The following is a 17,961-nucleotide window of genomic DNA, read 5'->3' as shown; positions in this document are numbered from 1 at the left end:
GATGTTTCCTAACAATAAAAATTATAGTCCCGGGGCAATACGTTAAGCTCACGAACCAAGCAGCTCATACCTTTTTACTCTTCTGTTTTCAAGAGAGTTTTTTTAAGTCAACATTCCGAGTATTTTATAATATCACTTTCCAATCTTTCTTGCAAGATCTTCTAAATACCCTGCTATAGTACTTAACGTTTCTGCAAATTTTTCTTCTTCGCAAGGTATTTTATCACCATCGATTCTAGCAATTTTATTAGTCAGACTTTGTACTTGTTCCTGTAAACTTAAGGCAGACATAACTAATAATAGTTCAAATGATGCTGATGGACTAACTTTTTTTATCTGCGTAATATTTTCATTTAACTTGGTTGCAAGATTGCACAATTCTTCTTCCGATCCGTCACTACATGCCAGTTGAAAAGTTTTGCTACCCAGTATTATTGTTACTATAGACATCTATATTATGTGTTTTTATGTTTCATTTCTTCCAGTTCAGCAATATATACAGCTATTTGCTCAAGTATTTTTGCATAATTATCCTTGAGATGTTTATTTTCGTTTTTCAGTTTATTAATTTCTTCATGCTGCTGAGCAATATCCGACAAAAGACCTTCAACCCCTTGATCCACTTCTTGCATTAATTTAAGTAACAAATCCTTAGTTATTGTCATTCATATGGTAATATTAAGTGAAAAATTATTGGAATTATTATTAATGTTAAAATAGAGATTATAATTAGCTGTTTTTTCCATTTATAATTAGATGCCATTGAGTTAGACATATTTTTGAGGTCAACATCTTTAGAGAGTTGCGGCTCATCCTCCTCACTAGGATTTAAAACTATCCCTAAATAATTTGAATATAACTTAAGATAACCCTTTACATAAACTTCCGCTGGCATCGAATTTAGGTCTCCCTCTTCAAGAGCTTCTAAATATTGCCTTCTAATTTTCAAATAAGCAGATATCTCTTCAAGAGTTTTGCCAGACTCTATTCTCGCTTGTTTTAGGGATGACGACATAACGCATTACTCAAGTTTACGCAAAAAGGTTTCAAATTTCTTATTTGCTAAAATTAAAATATTTAAGTCAATATTTTCCTGCAATCTAATTCCTTTGACAAAATCTAGGAAAATAGATGCAGAGTCTATATTATTATCAATCCATAAATCTAAATCAATATTTACTTTAGATTTGTTAATTATTTTAGTTAATAGTTGTCTTTGTTTATCATACAAGTCATCTTTTAATGATTGTGTTGATAATCTATTCCAATAAGAATCATTCAGTTGTTTATCACAAGCTTTACGAAGCCAATCAATACTAAATTTATTACCAGTAGCAAAATATAAACTAGCAACATCATTATTTGTAGCTTGGGTTCTTTTTGCAATATATATTATGTCAAAAACCGACACTAGGCTATCAAGAGTCGCAACCCTTTGAGCTATCTCATCTGTTACTCCTAACAAAGTATATTGCTTAACTTTATCATCAAATTTATTTTTTGCTTCTCCTAAAAGGGAATTACTCACCACTTTGCTAAGCATTCTAGCTGGTTCATAAAATTCATCAATGGTATCGCTAATATTGATAGGATGTTTTATATGCTTTAAAAACCAGGAGATACCTCTACGCATAATTTTAGCAAGTTCAGTAAACATGTCAATTTTAACTTTATATTCTATAGTACTTGGTAAAGATTCCACTATAGTCCATAAATTATCTAAATCAAAAATTTCACAGATAATGGTATATGAACGAACTATATCACAAAGAGCAGCACCAGTGTCACGTTTTATAAGATTAAGTGATGGACCACCTAACTGATTAATAATTTTATTTGTTACAACGGTTCGAATAATTTCATGCTTAAGTGGATGAGATAAAATTTCCTCACGAAATTTCTCTTGCATTAATGCTGGAAAATAATTAATCAGATAAGACTCAAAATATTTATCTTTTGAAAATGTTGCTGTTATTAAATCATGATAGACTGAGCGTTTACTATAAGAAAGTAATACACAAAGCTCAGGACGAGTAATACTTTCCTTATTAAGTACCCTTCTATTTAGCTCTTCCCTAGTTGGTAGAAACTCAACAGTTCGATCAATTAATTTTTCTTCTTCTAAAGTATCAATAAACTGGCTAAATATTTCGATAGTCGAAATACGAGATAATTGCATGATATTAAGTGCTTGATTCTGCTTATAATTATCAACTAGCACCAGTTCTTCAACTTGTTTGGTCATAGTTGACAATAGCTTATTACGTTCTTCTAAACTGATTTTCTTAGAAGACATAGCCTGATTAAGGGCAATTTTTATATTTACCTCATGATCGGAGCAATCAACACCAGCCGAATTATCAATGAAATCAGTATTTATCTGTCCACCGAGCTTGCTATATTCTATTCTACCTTGTTGTGATACGCCAATATTTCCACCTTCTCCTATTACTTTAGCTCTAATATCTCTACCATTGACTCTCAGATTATCATTTGCCTTATCGCCTATCTCTAAGTGACTTTCTGTCGAAGCTTTTATATAGGTTCCTATACCACCGTTCCATAACAAATCAACTTCTGCTTGTAAAATAGCTTTAATCAGCTGTTCTGGAGTTAATTGGTCAATATCTATCTTTAGCAATAATTTGGCTTCTGTAGATAACAAGATAGACTTACTACTTCGCTCAAAAATCCCCCCACCTTTTGAAATTAACTGTTGATTATAGTCAGACCAATTTGATGTAGGTAACCCGAACAATCTCATACGTTCATTAAAACTAATAATTGGATCAGGTTGTGGATCAATAAATATATGTTTATGATTAAATGCAGCAACAAGTTTTATTGCATTAGACCTGAGCATACCATTACCAAAGACGTCTCCAGACATATCGCCAATGCCAACAACAGTAATAGGGTCTCTTTGCACATCAATAGACTTCCTGCAAAAATCTACTTCTGTTGGTGATTTGTACGTCGATGCGGTACTCGGATACTCACGTACACTAGAGTACGCTGCGGTTCTGCGTTCCACGTCTCCTTCAAATCCCTCAACATAAGCGACTTTTGCAGGAATTCTAAGGAAATGGCTTGCTACAGAAATCCACGCACCTTTTGAAGTAATAGCCATTTTCTTATGGTCATAACCAGCTGAGCCACCGGAAGCAAAAGCATCGCCTAACCAAAAATTATATTCGGCAGATACACTATTTGCATGATCCGAGAAGGTTGACGTACCTTTATCTGCTGCAACCACTAGATATGGATCTTCCTGGTCATAGATAATAGTATTTTGCGGTTGGATAATTTTGCCATTAACTATATTATCAGTGATATCAAGTAAACCCCGGAGAAAATTCTTATAACATTCTATAACTCTTGCCATATATTCTTGACGAGTCATATTATCATCAGTGAAATTAAGGGAAAATCCACCTTTTGAGCCGTCGAAAGGGACAATGACCGAATTTTTGGTGCTTTGTGCTTTCATTAGCCCTAATACTTCTGTTCTATAATCCTCTCCTCTATCAGACCATCTAATACCACCACGAGATACTTTGCCACCTCGTAAGTGAATAGCTTCAAAATCATTAGCATAAACAAATATTTCGGCAAAGGGTACTGGCAAAGGTAAATTAGGAACTTTTTTTGAATCAAATTTAAAAGAAAAATAATTTCTACAGGCTATATTATGTTTGTTGTTGTTATTAGACAAATTATTTAAACCTGTACTACTATCAGAACTATAGCTAACCTGATTAGCATCTACCCGTAACAAATCGCTGTCTATTAACGAAGGAGTGATGTCATCCCTGCGAAAGCAGGGATCTAGATTCCCACTTTCGCGGGAATGACATAGGATTGGAGAAATGTTAATCGGGTTAGCTATAGATTGATAACAATTAGTTCTAACAATAGCTTCAATAATACCAAACATATTCCTTAGAACCTTATCCTCACTACTACTAGTGATTTTATTAAGATAGCTAAGGATACTATCTGTTATAGTTTTTGTACTCACATCTGAAGAATTTGCCGGATTAAATTTAGCGTCAAACAAATCAACTAACATTTTAGTATATAAAAAATGCTTTATTAAGATCAATTGAACATAACCCTTACCATAGATAAAGCCTGTTTGATGTAAATATCTAGTTAATGCTTTAACTAACTTAACTTGCCACCAATTAAATCCTGATAACACTATTAATTTGCTTAAAGAATCATTAGCTAGAAGTCCTAGAGATATTTTATCTAAAGCCTCTTCTACATTTGCTTTAAGTAGATCAATATTACCTTCAATGGTTATCAATGGTTCAAGAGTAAATTCATATATCCAGCTTTCTTTAATATCTTCTGTTCCTTTTATAGCAAAGCTTTGTTCATCTATGGCTTTGAATCCCAAATTTTCTATAGATGGCAGCAGGTCTGAAAGAGCTAGTTTGGGTGTAGGGCTGTAAATTTTTAGTTGGAATTCTTTATTATTTATAGCAATTAAATTAAATATAGGCTTGTGATAAATACTCGCCTCTTTTAGATACTCAATATCTATTAAAGTTGTTTGTCCATTAAATTTCTCTCTATAATCAATAGGAAAAATTGGGTCAAAAAGTTTGAAATTTACTCCCCCCTGATATTCACCAAAATTTTTACATAATTTATGATAGAAATCTTCGCTCCAACGAGTGGAAATTTTATCTAATTCTTGCTCTATTGTTTCAACTTCAAAATCAAGGCTATTTTTGTTCTGCACCTCTAACGTGACAAATAAATATGAAAAATTTTCTGCCACTTCTGCCATATAATCTGATAATATTATACCATTAAGTGTATCGGATAAATAACAATTTATTGCACTATGTACTTCTGGTGTTAAACGATCTCTTGATAAGAATATTATGATATTAATAAAACAACCAGACCAATCTTGTTGAATAAATAATTTGAGTTTTCTACTCATCATACCTGAAAGTACATGTAAGCACATACAATATAGATCACCTTCATCAATCTGTACCAAAGCTTCTTTAGGCAGAGATTGAACTATACTTTTAAGTTTTTTGGTATTATATCCATCAGTCGGAAAGGCGGCTTTATCTAGAACGAATTGTAGTTTTTGTCTCAATATAGGAATATCAGTAACTGTCTGGTAATATATTGCAGAACTATATAAACCAAAAATTATGCTACCGGAAAGATACTTTTTATCCTGATCAATCTTTTTGACTAAAATATAATCTACTAAGTTACTTCTATGTACACTTGATAGAGTATTAATTTTACCTAAAATGACTAATTTATTGTTATATAATGGACTTGCTGAACGTTCAATAATATCAATAACTTCATTTCTAATATCTTGCCCTTGCCATATCTTTTGAACACCCTCTTCTGATGAAAAATCTTTGGAAATTAGATCAAAGTTCATCATACCTAGAAAAGTAAAATTATCATCTTTTAGCCAATTTAAGAAATCTATAGATTCATTATAATCTAAATGGTTGTCATTGTATAATTGCTGATTATTTTTGATCTCGTCTGAAATCGTTGTCACTCTGTTCAATAGCTTAGACCACACATTATAAGCAGTATCCACCTGATCTAAAGTTTTATTTAAAGCACTTTCTAAAGAGTTGATATCTTTCTGATCAAAATTTCCTAGAATAGTTATATGTACTAAAGATTCGTTGCTATCTTTCTTGATATCCAATATTTCTTGTAAGTGACCATCATTATTTCTTACGCAAGCTATAACAGGATGGAGTAAAAATTTAGCTTTCAAGTTGAGGGTTGTTAACAAACAAATAATCGAATCAACGATGAATGATTTATTATCATTTAATAGCAAAATATTAATTGCAGGATTATTTTCAATTATCGTACTAACAATCTGCAATTTTCTTTTATTCTGTTTTTCTTTAAAGAACTGAAAAGCACTATGAGCGAACTCACCAAATAATTCTTGTCTATCTCTAAACCTATAATCTACAGGAATATAAACTAAAAATTTTTGGACAAATTTACTAAAAAGTGGGTCTCCACTTTTTACCTTACTCAATGATAAAATTTCTGATTTATAATTAGGTACTTGACAAGTAAGCCTGCTTAAAGATAAAGATGCCCTTTCTATTGTAACTTTCTCTATTGTCATATTTGTTACCAAACTTTATGATTATTTCAAAGATTAAGAATTATATAGCTAACCCGATTTTAGTATTACTCTGTCTATTAGCGAGGAACCGAAGGTGACGAAGCAGTTGTAAGATGTCATTCCCGCGTAGGCGGGAATCTAGATACCTACTTTCGCAGGGATGACAAGTTAAACCTCGCAGGTATGACACAAAACAATTGCTTCGTCACCTTTGCTTACTTGCAATGACAAGGTAATACTAAAATCAGGTTAGCTATAATTCTTACCCTAGACTAAGCTATTATATATTATAATTAAATAAATTACTTAAGCAAGAGGCTCTATCATCATGGAAACTATTTTTGCTCAAAGCTCCAAACCAGGAAAAGCAGGCGTTGCAGTCTTTCGTATTTCTGGGGCTAAAAGTTTGGCTGCATTAAAGCACCTGCTTAAAAATGATAATGTTGAGTTTATTCCTAGAATTATGTACTGTAAAAAGCTTATAAATCCTAAAAATCAAGAATTAATTGATGAAGCAGTTGTAGTATACTTCCAAGCTCCAGCTAGCTTTACTGGAGAAGATGTAGTAGAAATATATACCCATGGCAGTATAGCAATTGCTGCCATGCTAACTGAAACATTGTTAACCATCGATAGTTTAAGAATGGCAGAGCCTGGAGAGTTTACTCGTAGGGCATTTTTAAATGGCAAATTTGATTTAACTGCAGCAGAAGGTATTGCTGATTTAATTGAGGCCGAAACTGTTTGGCAACATAGGCAGGCGGTTAAACAAGTTGGTGGAGAACTTGAAGAGCTTTATAATGGGTGGAGACAAACTTTACTGACCATTATTGGTTTACTGGAAGCTTATATTGATTTTCCCGATGAAGATATTCCACAAGAAATATTAAATAGGGTTATAACTCTTAGTGGTGAACTTAAATATGCTATAATAAAACACCTTAACGATAATAGACGGGGGGAGTTGCTTCGAAGCGGCATTAAATTGACTATTTTAGGAACTCCTAATGTTGGTAAATCTAGCCTACTTAATTTTTTGATGCAAAGAGACGTTGCCATTGTATCAAATATTGAGGGTACAACTCGTGATATAATTGAGGGGCATCTAGATATTGGGGGATATCCAATTATATTACAAGACACAGCTGGTATAAGGGAGAGTAATGATTTAATAGAATTAGAAGGTATCAAACGGGCAATTGAATCAGCAAAAATGGCTGATATCAAAATAGTCATGCTTGATGCTGTAAAATTAAGCAACTCACCCTCATATTTTGAGGAAATGACTAGTATTGTCGATTTAATAGACGACAACACCATAATATTGATCAATAAAATTGATCTTCTAGATAAAATTCCTGATCAATTGCTGCCTTTAAATAAAAATTATTTAAAGATTTCTATAAAAGATAATATTGGAATGGATAGTCTGTTAAAGGAAATCGAAAATATTGCCCATAATATAGCTGGTTTAACCGAGACCCCGCATATTACTAGACAACGTCAACGAACATCTATAGAAAAAGCGTTGGAATATTTAGAAAAATTCAATAATGAGGATTTTAATAGTGAAAAAGACTTAGTGCTAGCCACAGAAGATGTTAGAATGGCTATTAGAAGTTTGAGTAATGTCACTGGTAAGATTAGCGTTGAAGAAGTGTTAGGGGAAATATTTAGTAATTTTTGTATAGGTAAATAATCGATGATTCAAAAAAAACAACCAGAAGTATTAGAGCTACTAGATAAATGGCAGAAATATCTGAAATTACAAAGAAATTGTTCGGAACATACGATAATTTCTTATAAGAATGATTTGGAAAATTTCCTGAATTTCCTAAATCACTATAATTCGGAAATCATAACCATTAATTCTCTAAAGCAAGTCGATATAAGACTAGTACGGAGCTGGCTTTCTAAAAGGCAACAGGACAATTACCTAACAGCTTCTAATTCTAGAGGTTTGTCTGCTATAAAGAATTTTTATAAATATCTAGAAAAGACCACTAATATTACTTGCCATGCAATTTTTTCCATCAAGAACCCTAAGAAAGCTAAAATATTACCTAAATCCTTATCGCAGGATGATGCTCAATTATCCATTGAACATATTGATAATTTTACCGATTTAGAATGGGTGGAATTGAGGAATAAAGCCCTATTGGTGCTTATTTATGCTGCTGGGCTTAGAATATCTGAGGCATTGTCGATAACTAAATCTCATCTACAAGACTTAGATTTTATAAAAATAACAGGAAAGGGTAAAAAGGAGAGGCTAATACCATGGACTCCGATAGCTAGAGATTTTATAGAACAATATTTAAACAAATTACCTTATAGTATAGATGAAAAAGATCCAATATTCCGAGGTAAGTTAGGTAAAAAGCTACAAGCTCCCGTGTTTAATCGTGAATTGATACGATTACGTCGCTTCTATGGATTACCGGAGCATCTGTCAGCTCATTCCTTTAGACATAGTTTTGCGACACACTTGCTTGAAAATGGAGCAGAATTAAGATCTATTCAGGAATTACTTGGGCATAAAAGCTTATCAACTACCCAGCGTTATACTAAAGTTAGTCTAAAACATTTGGAGAATATTTATAATAATGCCCACCCAATATCAAAATCTGATAGAGAAATATTATAATCTTCTTGCCATAATTTTTAGTTATACGTTATATTATTCCATACTTTAATATTGAGAATCCTGTATGTCTAGAATTATTTTACTAGAAGGGTATAAACCCTCTAATGATGAAGAATATATGAACCCTAAACAGTTAGAATATTTTAGACAAAAACTTCTTGAGTGGAAACGTTCTTTGCTAGAGGAGTCGCGAGAGACCTTAAACCACCTCAAGGAGGAAAATTGGAATGAGCCAGATTTTAATGATCGTGCGTCAATTGAAACTGATACAGCACTCGAGTTGCGAACAAGAGACAGGTATCGTAAGCTTATTGATAAAATAGAAGAGGCTTTGGTAAGGATAGAAAAAAATGAATATGGCTATTGCGAAGAAACTGGGGAACCAATTGGCTTAAAACGTTTAGAAGCAAGACCAGTTGCAACTTTATGTATTGAATCGCAAGAGCGACATGAAAACTATGAAAAACAGCATATAGATTTATAGTAATAACCTTCCTGCATTGTTACAGTAGTGTTTGGGTTAAGTCGGTAGCCTACAGCTGTTGAAAGTTAGAAGAGGAAGAGGTTTTAGAGGGGTTTCATAGACAAGAAAGTATAATATCTTTAATAACTCACCTTACGCATGGCATGTAAAAGTCATAGGGAAAACAGCACATCGTCATTGCAAGGAGCCACTTTGGTGGCGACGAAGCAGTTGTAAATTGTCATTCTTAGCAACGGCGGGAATCTCTAAGATACCTGTTTTCGCAGGTATGACACAAAACAGGATTGCCACTACACTCACGTGGCCTCGCAATGATGCCTTGTACTTTTCTGCAATTTTTAAATTGCCGTGTGAGGATTATGTATAAGGTGAATAAATTAATAAGCGTAATCTTACCTTGTTTTAAACTAATATTTTTAAATCTATAATTGTTATCAAACAACTATAATACTTGACAAAAATAATAGTTCGACTAGTTTTAGTGGTTATAAGATGCTTATCCCACAGCTATCAAGTAGGTTTGTATAGAGAATTTATAGAAATCAATAATTTAACAACAATATAAAATTTATGTCATATTTGAAATATAAACGGGTTTTGCTAAAAGTTTCTGGCGAAGCCTTAATGGGTGATAAGCAATTTGGTCACGAATATTCTGTAATACTAAGGATTGCTGAGGATATAAAGGAAGCAATAGCTCTTGGTGTACAGTTATGTGTGGTCGTAGGTGGTGGTAATATTTATCGTGGCACTAATGCCTTATTTGGTATGGAAAGAGCTGCTGGTGATTATATTGGTATGCTTGGTACGGTAATAAATGCACTTACTTTACAAAATATTATGGAAAGTTTAGATGTTCATACTAGAGTCCTTTCTGCCATTCCCATGATGAGTGTTTGTGAGCCTTATATACGTCGTAAAGCAAAGAAACATATAGAAGAGGGTAGAGTAGTAATTTTTGCCGGCGGAACTGGTAATCCATTTTGTACTACTGATAGTGCAGGTGTCTTAAGGGCCATTGAAATGAACTGCGATTTATTATTAAAAGGTACTAAAGTTAACGGTGTATACGATTCAGATCCAACGAAAAACCCTGATGCAGTAAAATACTCCACTATCAGCTATAGTAATCTTCTAAAAGAGAATTTACAAGTTATGGATATTGCTGCTGTTGCCGTGGCTAGAGAAAATAACTTGCCAATTAAGGTATTTTCAATTAAAGAGAAGGGTAATTTTGCAAAAGTATTGCAAGGAAAAGGTGAGTATACAAAAATTCAAGAAGGTTAATAGGTATGGATAAAACAACTATACATAAAGAGTTGCAATCAAAAATGGATAGCTCGTTAAAGATATTGGATCATGAACTTAAGGGGCTTAGAACTGGTAGAGCTTCAGTTAATTTACTTGATCCGGTATTAGTTGAAGCGTATGGAGATAAAATGTCTTTGTCACAAGTAGCGAGTCTTTCAACTCCAGATGCCAGAACTATTACTGTACAGGTGTGGGATAAATCTATGGTAAAAGCTGTCGAAAAAGCCATTATTGATGCAAATTTAGGTCTAAATCCCTCATCAGATGGGCAGTTAGTCAGAATCACCATTCCACTACTTACTGAAGAACGTCGCAAAGAGCTTGTTAAATTTGCTTATAAATATGGAGAAAATACTAAAATTGCTTTGCGTAATATCAGAAGGGATGGTAATGAAGATTTAAAAAAGCTAGAAAAAGACAATAGCATAACTAAGGATGAACACCATAATTTCTCAGAAGAAATCCAAAAGTTAACTGATGAGTATGGCAATAAAGTGGAACAGCATGTTAAACAAAAAGAACAAGAGATATTGACTATTTAAGTCTATAGCTAACCTGACTAACATTACGCCCAATTCACATGTGTCATTGCAAGGAGCCGCTTTAGCCAGGGTTATCGAAAGTTAGAAAAGGAAGCGGTTTTAGGTAAGGCGCTTTAAAAGTCGTATGTGGTCAACGTCATTGCGAGGAGGCGTAGGTCGGCGAAGCAATCCATAAAAGTAACCAAAAATAGATTGCTTCGTCGGCTTACGCCTCCTCGCAATGACGCTGATTATTTTCCCACAACTTTTAAACTACCATGATGACCTCTATAGTTATGCTCATAGGATTAGGTGATAAAGAACATAACGATTGTAAGTTGTCATTCCCGCGAAGGCGGGAATCTAGATACCTGCTTTCGCAGGTATGACACAAAGTTTGTATCACCTAATTCAATAGGTTTCACTATAAACCAGCTTCTCCTGCTAACTTTCGACAGCTGTACTGCTTTGGCGGCAACGAAGCAATAAAAATTAGTATAAGATTGCTTCGTCGACCTTATAGTTTTCTAGACGTTAATTTGCCACGGATGACATCTTGATAAGTAGTTTTTAATTTAAATATTTAAAAAATGATAATGTATCAACAACGGGAGCAAAGAAGCCTAACCAATGAGCAAAAAGAAGCGGTTGGGTTGCTTTCAATTGGGACATTTCTAGAGTATTTTGACCTGATGCTCTATATACATATGGCAGGATTTCTTAATGAGTTATTTTTTCCAAAGACTGATCCGCATAGTGCTAGTATTCTTTCGGCTCTTGCCTTCTGCTCTACTTTTGTTTTTAGACCAATTGGTGCTGCACTATTTGGTTGGATAGGTGATAAAGCAGGGCGTAAGGTTACGGTGGTTGTCACAACTTTTATGATGTCATTTTCTTGTTTGGTGATGTTTATTTTGCCTACTTATGCCCAAATTGGTATTACTGCTTCGGTATTAATCACTATTTGTCGGATAGTGCAAGGCATGTCATCCTTAGGAGAAGCAGTAGGGGCAGAATTATATTTAACGGAAACAACCGAGCCACCAGTACAATATCCTGTTGTTGGTTGTATTTCAATATTTAGTAAATTAGGGGCAGTATTTGCTTTAGGTGTAGCTATGCTTGTGACTTCATATGGTTTTAATTGGCGATATGCGTTTTTATTTGGTGCAGCGATTGCCCTAGTGGGAGCTGTGGCAAGAACGTACCTTAGAGAGACCCCAGAATTTGCTGACGCAGCCAAAAGATTGGAAAATAACATTCAAACTTTTGGTCTAGAAAAAAAGCATATTACTAATCATAAAATGTTAAATGAGAAAATTAATATAAAAACTATATTAGCTTATTTATCAATTGAATCGACTGCACCAATTATTTTTTATTTTATATATATGCATTGCGGCACTATACTTAAAAACACCTTTAATTATGGTTCTGAACAAATTATTGGTCATAACTTGCTCGTCATAATAGCAGACTTGCTTATCTGTATCCTATATACTTATTTGAGTTATAGAATAGATCCTATGAAAATTTTAAAAATGAAATTAGTGATTTTTGCTAGTATTATTATGTTTTCACCATATTTATTAACTAATATCTCATCTCCTTTCTATTTATTATTGTTGCAGTTTTTTATATTGATATTTAAGACAGAAGCATTTCCAGCGACATCAATATTTTATAAGCAATTTCCTATATTTAAACGTTTTAGATGCGTCAGTATCTCAAGTGCTATGGTAAAGGCAATAATGTATGTTGTTACATCTTTTGGATTAGTTTATTTAATAGATTATTTTGCTAATTGGGGAATAGTAATATTATTTATACCATTCATTGTATTATATGGATTTGGGTTGAGTTATTTTGAAACATTAGAGAGGTTACGTAATAGCTTAATGCGAGATAAGCATAATTATTCTTTAAAAAAATGACTTCATGCTATTAGTGTAGATATATTTCATGGTATAATATTATTTTAAACAACATTGACTTTAATATTTAAGGTATATAATGATTACAAATGAAGAAATACAAAGAATAGCAAAGCTTGCTAGGTTTAATTTTAGCCAAGAAGAGCTAAACAATTTTGCCTACCAATTGACTGAGATGATGAATATGATTGACATTTTAAACGATGTAGATTGTAGTAACGTTCAACCACTTACTTCAGTTTGTGGTATGAACCAAAGAATGCGACATGACCAAGTATTGTATGCTGACATCTCCGATGAATTATTTGCTAACTTGCCAAATGATAAAGCCGACCTTGCCAAGGAAGTAAAATGTTTTGTAGTACCAAAAGTAGTAGAGTAAAATATGTCAGAAATTATAAAATTAACCATAACACAAGCCTTGAAATCCTTAAAGAACAGAGAATTTTCGTCTGTTGAGCTGACTAAAGCTCATATTGAGGAAATGGATAAGCATAAAGAGTTAAATGCCTATATTACTGAAACTACAGATACGGCTTTACAGCAAGCTAAAATTGCTGATCAGAATTATCATAAGGGAATAGAAAGGTCATTAGAAGGAATTCCCATCTCTGTAAAAGATCTTTTTTGTACAAAAGGAGTACTAACTACTGCAGGCTCAAGAATGCTTAGTAACTTTATACCAACATACGAATCAACTGTAAGTAATAAGGTTCAAGAGCATGGTACAATAATGCTTGGTAAGACTAATATGGATGAATTCGCCATGGGATCTGCTAATATTACCAGCTATTTCGGTAACGTTATTAGCCCTTGGAAGGCTGTAGATGCACCTTCAACTCCACTAGTTCCTGGTGGCTCCTCTGGGGGGGCATCAGCTTCTGTCAGTGCCTTTTTGGCTATGGCAGCTCTTGGAAGTGATACAGGTGGCTCTGTTCGCCAGCCTGCCAGTTATACCGGAATTGTCGGATTCAAGCCAACATATGGTCGTTGTTCTAGATATGGTATGGTTGCTTTTGCCAGTTCACTTGACCAAGCTGGAGTCCTTACAAGAACTGTCGAAGATACTGCATTAATGCTACAAGCCATGATGGGCTTTGATGAGAAGGATTCTACTTCTATCAACTCCGAGGTGCCACAACTAAAATCTGCATGTAACACTAGTGTGAAAAACATGAAGGTAGGTGTCCCATTTGATATTATGAAACAAGATGGTATACAACCTGATATTATTAGGATGTGGCAAAATACTATTGATATTCTTAAAAATGATGGGGTGGAAATTATTGATATTTCATTGCCATATTCTAAATATGCTCTAGCTGCATATTATGTTATAGCACCTGCTGAAACCTCATCTAATTTATCAAGATATGATGGTATAAGATATGGTTTCAGGGCAGAAAATGATGGAGCATCTATTGAAGAAATGTATGAAAAAACAAGGAGTGCTGGTTTTGGTTCTGAAGTTAAAAGACGTATTATGCTTGGTACTTATTTGCTTTCATCTACTCTTATGGATGCTTATTACTTAAAAGCACAAAAAATAAGACGTTTGATTTCAGATGATTTTAACAAAGCTTTTGGGCAAGTTGAAGCAATAATTATGCCATCCACACCATCGGAAGCTTTTAATTTAGGTGAGAAACAAGATAATCCTGTGACAATGTATTTAAATGATTTATTTACTATTCCAGCTAGTCTTGCCGGTCTTCCTTGTTGTTCTGTACCTGCTGCTTTATCTTCTAGGGGATTACCTCTTGGCATGCAAGTAATAGGCAAAGCCCTTGATGAATATAATACTATAAAGGTAGCAGCAGCAATCGAGCGTGGTTCAAGAAATATTAGTTTTATATATTCTGAAAACGCTGCAATGTCATCCCTGCGAAATCAGGTATCTAAAAAGTCTTGAGATATTATAGATTCCCGCTTTCGCGTACTAGGGCGTGTCATCAAATGAGTTGACATAGTGATATAAATCATTAAGTTTATAAAAAACTAAAGGATTGTTGAAATGCGTCGGTATGCTTTAAGAGATGAGCAATGGGATAGGATAAAGGATATACTACCTGGAAAAGAAGGAGATGTAGGAGTAACAGCTAAGGACAATCGTCTTTTTGTAGAGGCGGTACTATAGTGAAACCTATTGAATTAGGTGATACAAACTTTTTGTCATCCCTGCGAAAGCAGGTATCTAGATTCCCGCCTTCGCGGGAATGACAACTTACAATCGTTATGTTCTTTATCACCTAATCCTATGAGCATAACTATAAAACGGCTCAAAACTTTTTGGGGGCGATTCATCTTGCTGCTTCTGTCATTTTGTTGAATTGATGACACGCCCTAGATAATGAGCCGCAAATAAAAGAATTGTTAAGTCTTGGCACTAATATGCAAAAATCAGTAGCAGAGCAGTTACTAGATTATAGGTTGCAGCACGGAGAAGCTAATGTTACAGTAGGGAAGTTTGAATCAATGAAAATAGCAGCTGAAATAGAACAAGCACAATCTAAATCTATTACGGCTAAACTGGATAAAGCCTTAACCCCAGGGTTTAATGACAATAATACTAGCGACGTTGAACAAAGTGAAGCTTTATCAGAAGGTAAGAATTTAGTAATCCATAATTTAAGAATTGCCGTAGCTTCGCTAAGATATAATTTACATATTCAGGATGACTATACGGAAGTTAATCATTATAATAATAGTAACAAGAGCTACTATAATGGCTCAATAACCAAAACTATCAACCAAATCAGAAACTTCCAGAAGGGGTTAGATAGGCAACATCTAGAAGAAATGCAACAGGAGAAAATGCAACAAAGTAGAGGGATAAGTATGGGTATGTAATCTGGAAATGATATGGTAAGTTTAGATTTAATTATGTTGAATAGAGTGGTTTTAAATAATAATGAAAGGGTCTTTATTGCCAGGACTTTTATCACAAAAAGTTATAGTATAAAATTTGTAATAAATAGATGATGGGAAAAAAATATGGTTGTCAAAACACCTAATGTCATAACTGAAGAAAGCAAAGTCGTACAAGGTAATAAACTGCCAAGAATGAGGGTAGGTACTGATGATTTTAAAACGTTATTGTTAAATAGTGATGTATTTGTTGATAAAAGCCTAATGGTTAAAGAATTACTGGAAGATAGTGGTGATGTAATCCTGATCGCTAGACCAAGGCGGTGGGGTAAAAGTTTGAATATGAATATGCTCCAGAAGTTCTTTGAGATAGAAGTAGATGAGAGAGGTGAGGTTTTACCGTTAGAACAGAAGGTTAATTATAAGCTGTTTAGTGGTGGGGAAATCGATTTAGGTATTAAAGGAAAAAAGATTTTAGAACCTTTAAAGATTAACGGTAATGAATATGCTATGGTTCAGCAAGGTAATTATCCAGTGATTTTTATTAGTTTTAAAGATGTTAAGGGTAGCAACTACCAAGAGATTGAAGTAGGTATCAAGGATCAAATTATAGAATTATTTGCAAGTCATCATTACTTAAATCATCATGTGACGAAAGATACAGGATTATTAGATAATGCACAAAAAGAAAAACTAAGGCGATATTTTGATGGGAAACTTGAGAAGAATGATTTTAAAAATAGTTTGCGTTTTTTAAGTGAAGTGCTGTACAAACATTTTAACCAAAAAGTCTATATATTAATCGATGAATATGATACACCGATCAATAGTGCTTATCTAAAATTTGGCGAGAGATTAAAAGAGTTTGAGGATGTACTAGAGATGTTTCGCGGAATGTTTGGCAGTAGTTTAAAAGGTAATCCTTGTTTAGAAAAAGGAGTAATTACCGGCATATTGCGTATCGCTAAAGCTAATTTATTTTCAGATTTAAATAATGTTAGTGAGTATACTTTGCTTGATAAAAAGTTTGCTAAATTTTATGGCTTTACCCAAGGGGAAGTTGATGAATTACTAACCAAAGTACCACTTGAGACGAATCCTGAGAAAATAAAAAATTGGTATAATGGTTACAATTTTGGAGGGGAAATCATCTATAACCCATGGTCGATCATGCAATGTTTAGCTCACGCGGGAAGTCTTGATACTTACTGGGTTGATAGTGGTGGCTTATCGCTAGTGGATAAAGCCTTCATTGACGATGATATACAAGAAGATCTGCAAAGCCTATTAGAAGGGAAAGGCATAGTTAAGAAACTATATAAACAAGTTTCTTTAGGAGAGATCGAAGATAATCCCAACATCTTTTTCAGTCTATTGTTATTTGCCGGTTACTTGAGTCCGTTACTTACTGATGATAATGTGGAAAGTCCAAGATATCGTTTGACTATTCCTAATACAGAGGTAAGTAACATTTATGTAGAAAGGGTAATAAAATGGGTGACTAAAAGACTAAATATAAAAATTAATGAGTATGATAATTTTATCAAATTATTAATTACTCAGCAAATATCTCAATTTGGCGAGAAGTTGCAAGAATATTTATTAAAATCAACCAGCTATCATGATATGCTTGTGGAGAGAGATTACCATAATCTGATGGGCGGAATATTAGCGCCACTGACGGTGCAATATGTAATAGAATCGAATAGAGAGTCTGGATATGGCAGATGTGATCATATGTTAGTACCAATAGTTGGTCGTGGAGATAGTGCTATTATAGTTGAATATAAAATATGCAAAATCCCGGAAGAGTTAGAATCTGTAGCAAAAATAGGATTAAAGCAAATTATAAATAAACAATATGACGCTAAAATAAAAGAACATGTGCATATCAAGAAAATTACTAAGATTGCGATAGCTTTTTGTGGTAAGGAAGTGGCACTAGAATATCGAGTTGATGAGCTATAAGGAAATATACTGTCTATTATAATTTAGGAATTGCCTTAGCGGAACAAAGGCATAGTTTACATATTTAGGTTGAGTAG

At 33.6% G+C, this 17,961-nt stretch carries 17 protein-coding genes and 4 pseudogenes; 12 read left to right on the top strand and 9 right to left on the bottom strand.

Annotated elements, in window-relative coordinates; all coding sequences use genetic code 11:
* Positions 1-132: 132 nt before the first annotated feature.
* From ACQH2P_RS08030 to ACQH2P_RS08000, 7 genes and pseudogenes are all read right to left on the bottom strand, one after another.
* Positions 133-450: a cell division protein ZapA gene (locus ACQH2P_RS08030; RefSeq protein ID WP_425363737.1), complete on the bottom strand. Its 318-nt coding sequence runs from the start codon at positions 448-450 to the stop codon at positions 133-135.
* 5 nt (positions 451-455) lie between these two features.
* Positions 456-665 carry a hypothetical protein gene (locus ACQH2P_RS08025; protein ID WP_425363736.1) on the bottom strand — a complete coding sequence of 70 codons (210 nt, stop codon included), beginning with the start codon at positions 663-665 and terminating at the stop codon, positions 456-458.
* Positions 662-1,015 carry a helix-turn-helix domain-containing protein gene (locus ACQH2P_RS08020; protein WP_425363735.1) on the bottom strand — a complete coding sequence of 118 codons (354 nt, stop codon included), beginning with the start codon at positions 1,013-1,015 and terminating at the stop codon, positions 662-664. Before ACQH2P_RS08020 ends, ACQH2P_RS08025 begins: the two co-directional genes overlap by 4 nt.
* A 6-nt stretch (positions 1,016-1,021) precedes the next feature.
* Positions 1,022-3,736 (bottom strand): annotated as a pseudogene (locus tag ACQH2P_RS08015) (NAD-glutamate dehydrogenase domain-containing protein); the annotation flags it as partial.
* 153 nt (positions 3,737-3,889) lie between these two features.
* Positions 3,890-5,140, bottom strand: a pseudogene (locus ACQH2P_RS08010) (NAD-glutamate dehydrogenase); the annotation flags it as partial.
* A gap of 486 nt (positions 5,141-5,626) precedes the next feature.
* Positions 5,627-6,151, bottom strand: a pseudogene (locus tag ACQH2P_RS08005) (NAD-glutamate dehydrogenase); the annotation flags it as partial.
* Positions 6,152-6,191: 40 nt separating this feature from the next.
* A complete protein-coding gene (locus tag ACQH2P_RS08000) occupies positions 6,192-6,341 on the bottom strand; it encodes a hypothetical protein (protein WP_425363734.1) in 150 nt (49 codons plus the stop codon).
* 138 nt (positions 6,342-6,479) lie between these two features.
* Here ACQH2P_RS08000 and mnmE point away from each other — a divergent pair, with 138 nt between their 5' ends.
* The 3 genes from mnmE to dksA all read left to right on the top strand — a co-directional run bounded on the left by mnmE (position 6,480) and on the right by dksA (position 9,282).
* The gene (mnmE, locus tag ACQH2P_RS07995; RefSeq protein ID WP_425363733.1) at positions 6,480-7,850 is read left to right on the top strand and encodes a tRNA uridine-5-carboxymethylaminomethyl(34) synthesis GTPase MnmE; all 1,371 of its coding nucleotides are present in this window, start codon (positions 6,480-6,482) and stop codon (positions 7,848-7,850) included.
* 3 nt (positions 7,851-7,853) lie between these two features.
* The gene (locus ACQH2P_RS07990; protein ID WP_425363732.1) at positions 7,854-8,798 is read left to right on the top strand and encodes a tyrosine recombinase XerC; all 945 of its coding nucleotides are present in this window, start codon (positions 7,854-7,856) and stop codon (positions 8,796-8,798) included.
* Between the two features lie 64 nt (positions 8,799-8,862).
* Complete coding sequence (gene dksA, locus ACQH2P_RS07985) at positions 8,863-9,282, top strand: RNA polymerase-binding protein DksA (protein ID WP_425363731.1); 420 nt, start codon at positions 8,863-8,865, stop codon at positions 9,280-9,282.
* 226 nt (positions 9,283-9,508) lie between these two features.
* Here the strand turns inward: dksA and ACQH2P_RS07980 are convergent, their stop codons facing one another.
* The gene (locus ACQH2P_RS07980; RefSeq protein ID WP_425363730.1) at positions 9,509-9,724 is read right to left on the bottom strand and encodes a hypothetical protein; all 216 of its coding nucleotides are present in this window, start codon (positions 9,722-9,724) and stop codon (positions 9,509-9,511) included.
* A gap of 128 nt (positions 9,725-9,852) precedes the next feature.
* Here ACQH2P_RS07980 and pyrH point away from each other — a divergent pair, with 128 nt between their 5' ends.
* From pyrH to ACQH2P_RS07945, 7 genes and pseudogenes are all read left to right on the top strand, one after another.
* Positions 9,853-10,569: a UMP kinase gene (gene pyrH / locus ACQH2P_RS07975; protein ID WP_425363729.1), complete on the top strand. Its 717-nt coding sequence runs from the start codon at positions 9,853-9,855 to the stop codon at positions 10,567-10,569.
* Positions 10,570-10,574: 5 nt separating this feature from the next.
* On the top strand, positions 10,575-11,135 hold the full coding sequence (gene frr, locus ACQH2P_RS07970) for a ribosome recycling factor (RefSeq protein WP_425363728.1): 561 nt from the start codon (positions 10,575-10,577) through the stop codon (positions 11,133-11,135).
* A 291-nt stretch (positions 11,136-11,426) separates the two neighbouring features.
* On the top strand, positions 11,427-11,603 hold the full coding sequence (locus ACQH2P_RS07965; RefSeq protein WP_425363727.1) for a hypothetical protein: 177 nt from the start codon (positions 11,427-11,429) through the stop codon (positions 11,601-11,603).
* A gap of 101 nt (positions 11,604-11,704) precedes the next feature.
* The gene (locus tag ACQH2P_RS07960) at positions 11,705-13,048 is read left to right on the top strand and encodes an MFS transporter (protein WP_425363726.1); all 1,344 of its coding nucleotides are present in this window, start codon (positions 11,705-11,707) and stop codon (positions 13,046-13,048) included.
* Between the two features lie 79 nt (positions 13,049-13,127).
* Positions 13,128-13,430: an Asp-tRNA(Asn)/Glu-tRNA(Gln) amidotransferase subunit GatC gene (gene gatC, locus ACQH2P_RS07955; RefSeq protein ID WP_425363725.1), complete on the top strand. Its 303-nt coding sequence runs from the start codon at positions 13,128-13,130 to the stop codon at positions 13,428-13,430.
* A gap of 3 nt (positions 13,431-13,433) precedes the next feature.
* Positions 13,434-14,960, top strand: coding sequence for an Asp-tRNA(Asn)/Glu-tRNA(Gln) amidotransferase subunit GatA (gene gatA, locus ACQH2P_RS07950; RefSeq protein ID WP_425363724.1), 1,527 nt, complete (start codon positions 13,434-13,436; stop codon positions 14,958-14,960).
* Between the two features lie 102 nt (positions 14,961-15,062).
* Positions 15,063-15,182 (top strand): annotated as a pseudogene (locus tag ACQH2P_RS07945) (IS5/IS1182 family transposase); the annotation flags it as partial.
* Here the strand turns inward: ACQH2P_RS07945 and ACQH2P_RS07940 are convergent.
* Positions 15,148-15,297: a hypothetical protein gene (locus ACQH2P_RS07940; protein WP_425363723.1), complete on the bottom strand. Its 150-nt coding sequence runs from the start codon at positions 15,295-15,297 to the stop codon at positions 15,148-15,150. The pseudogene ACQH2P_RS07945 and the gene ACQH2P_RS07940 overlap by 35 nt on opposite strands.
* A 142-nt stretch (positions 15,298-15,439) precedes the next feature.
* On the opposite strand from ACQH2P_RS07940, the gene ACQH2P_RS07935 reads away from it, so the two are divergent.
* Together ACQH2P_RS07935 and ACQH2P_RS07930 are read left to right on the top strand one after the other, a co-directional pair.
* Positions 15,440-15,898 (top strand): hypothetical protein, encoded by a 459-nt coding sequence (locus ACQH2P_RS07935; RefSeq protein WP_425363722.1) that lies wholly within the window; start codon positions 15,440-15,442, stop codon positions 15,896-15,898.
* Between the two features lie 144 nt (positions 15,899-16,042).
* Positions 16,043-17,884, top strand: a complete 1,842-nt coding sequence (locus ACQH2P_RS07930; RefSeq protein WP_425363721.1) for an AAA family ATPase — start codon at positions 16,043-16,045, stop codon at positions 17,882-17,884.
* Positions 17,885-17,961 lie beyond the last annotated feature (77 nt).

This window comes from Candidatus Tisiphia endosymbiont of Hybos culiciformis (assembly GCF_964030975.1).
GTDB lineage: Bacteria > Pseudomonadota > Alphaproteobacteria > Rickettsiales > Rickettsiaceae > Tisiphia.
Note: the sequence above shows the minus strand (reverse complement) of the source record. Positions and strands in the feature narration are given on the sequence as shown.

Excerpts from the sequence above, each read along its gene's own strand:
- ACQH2P_RS08030 (WP_425363737.1), bottom strand. The coding sequence starts at position 450 with ATGTCTATAGTAACAATAATACTGGGTAGCAAAACTTTTCAACTGGCA.
- ACQH2P_RS08025 (WP_425363736.1), bottom strand. The coding sequence starts at position 665 with ATGACAATAACTAAGGATTTGTTACTTAAATTAATGCAAGAAGTGGAT.
- ACQH2P_RS08020 (WP_425363735.1), bottom strand. The coding sequence starts at position 1,015 with ATGTCGTCATCCCTAAAACAAGCGAGAATAGAGTCTGGCAAAACTCTT.
- mnmE (WP_425363733.1), top strand. The coding sequence starts at position 6,480 with ATGGAAACTATTTTTGCTCAAAGCTCCAAACCAGGAAAAGCAGGCGTT.
- ACQH2P_RS07990 (WP_425363732.1), top strand. The coding sequence starts at position 7,854 with ATGATTCAAAAAAAACAACCAGAAGTATTAGAGCTACTAGATAAATGG.
- dksA (WP_425363731.1), top strand. The coding sequence starts at position 8,863 with ATGTCTAGAATTATTTTACTAGAAGGGTATAAACCCTCTAATGATGAA.
- pyrH (WP_425363729.1), top strand. The coding sequence starts at position 9,853 with ATGTCATATTTGAAATATAAACGGGTTTTGCTAAAAGTTTCTGGCGAA.
- frr (WP_425363728.1), top strand. The coding sequence starts at position 10,575 with ATGGATAAAACAACTATACATAAAGAGTTGCAATCAAAAATGGATAGC.
- ACQH2P_RS07960 (WP_425363726.1), top strand. The coding sequence starts at position 11,705 with ATGATAATGTATCAACAACGGGAGCAAAGAAGCCTAACCAATGAGCAA.
- gatC (WP_425363725.1), top strand. The coding sequence starts at position 13,128 with ATGATTACAAATGAAGAAATACAAAGAATAGCAAAGCTTGCTAGGTTT.
- gatA (WP_425363724.1), top strand. The coding sequence starts at position 13,434 with ATGTCAGAAATTATAAAATTAACCATAACACAAGCCTTGAAATCCTTA.
- ACQH2P_RS07935 (WP_425363722.1), top strand. The coding sequence starts at position 15,440 with ATGCAAAAATCAGTAGCAGAGCAGTTACTAGATTATAGGTTGCAGCAC.
- ACQH2P_RS07930 (WP_425363721.1), top strand. The coding sequence starts at position 16,043 with ATGGTTGTCAAAACACCTAATGTCATAACTGAAGAAAGCAAAGTCGTA.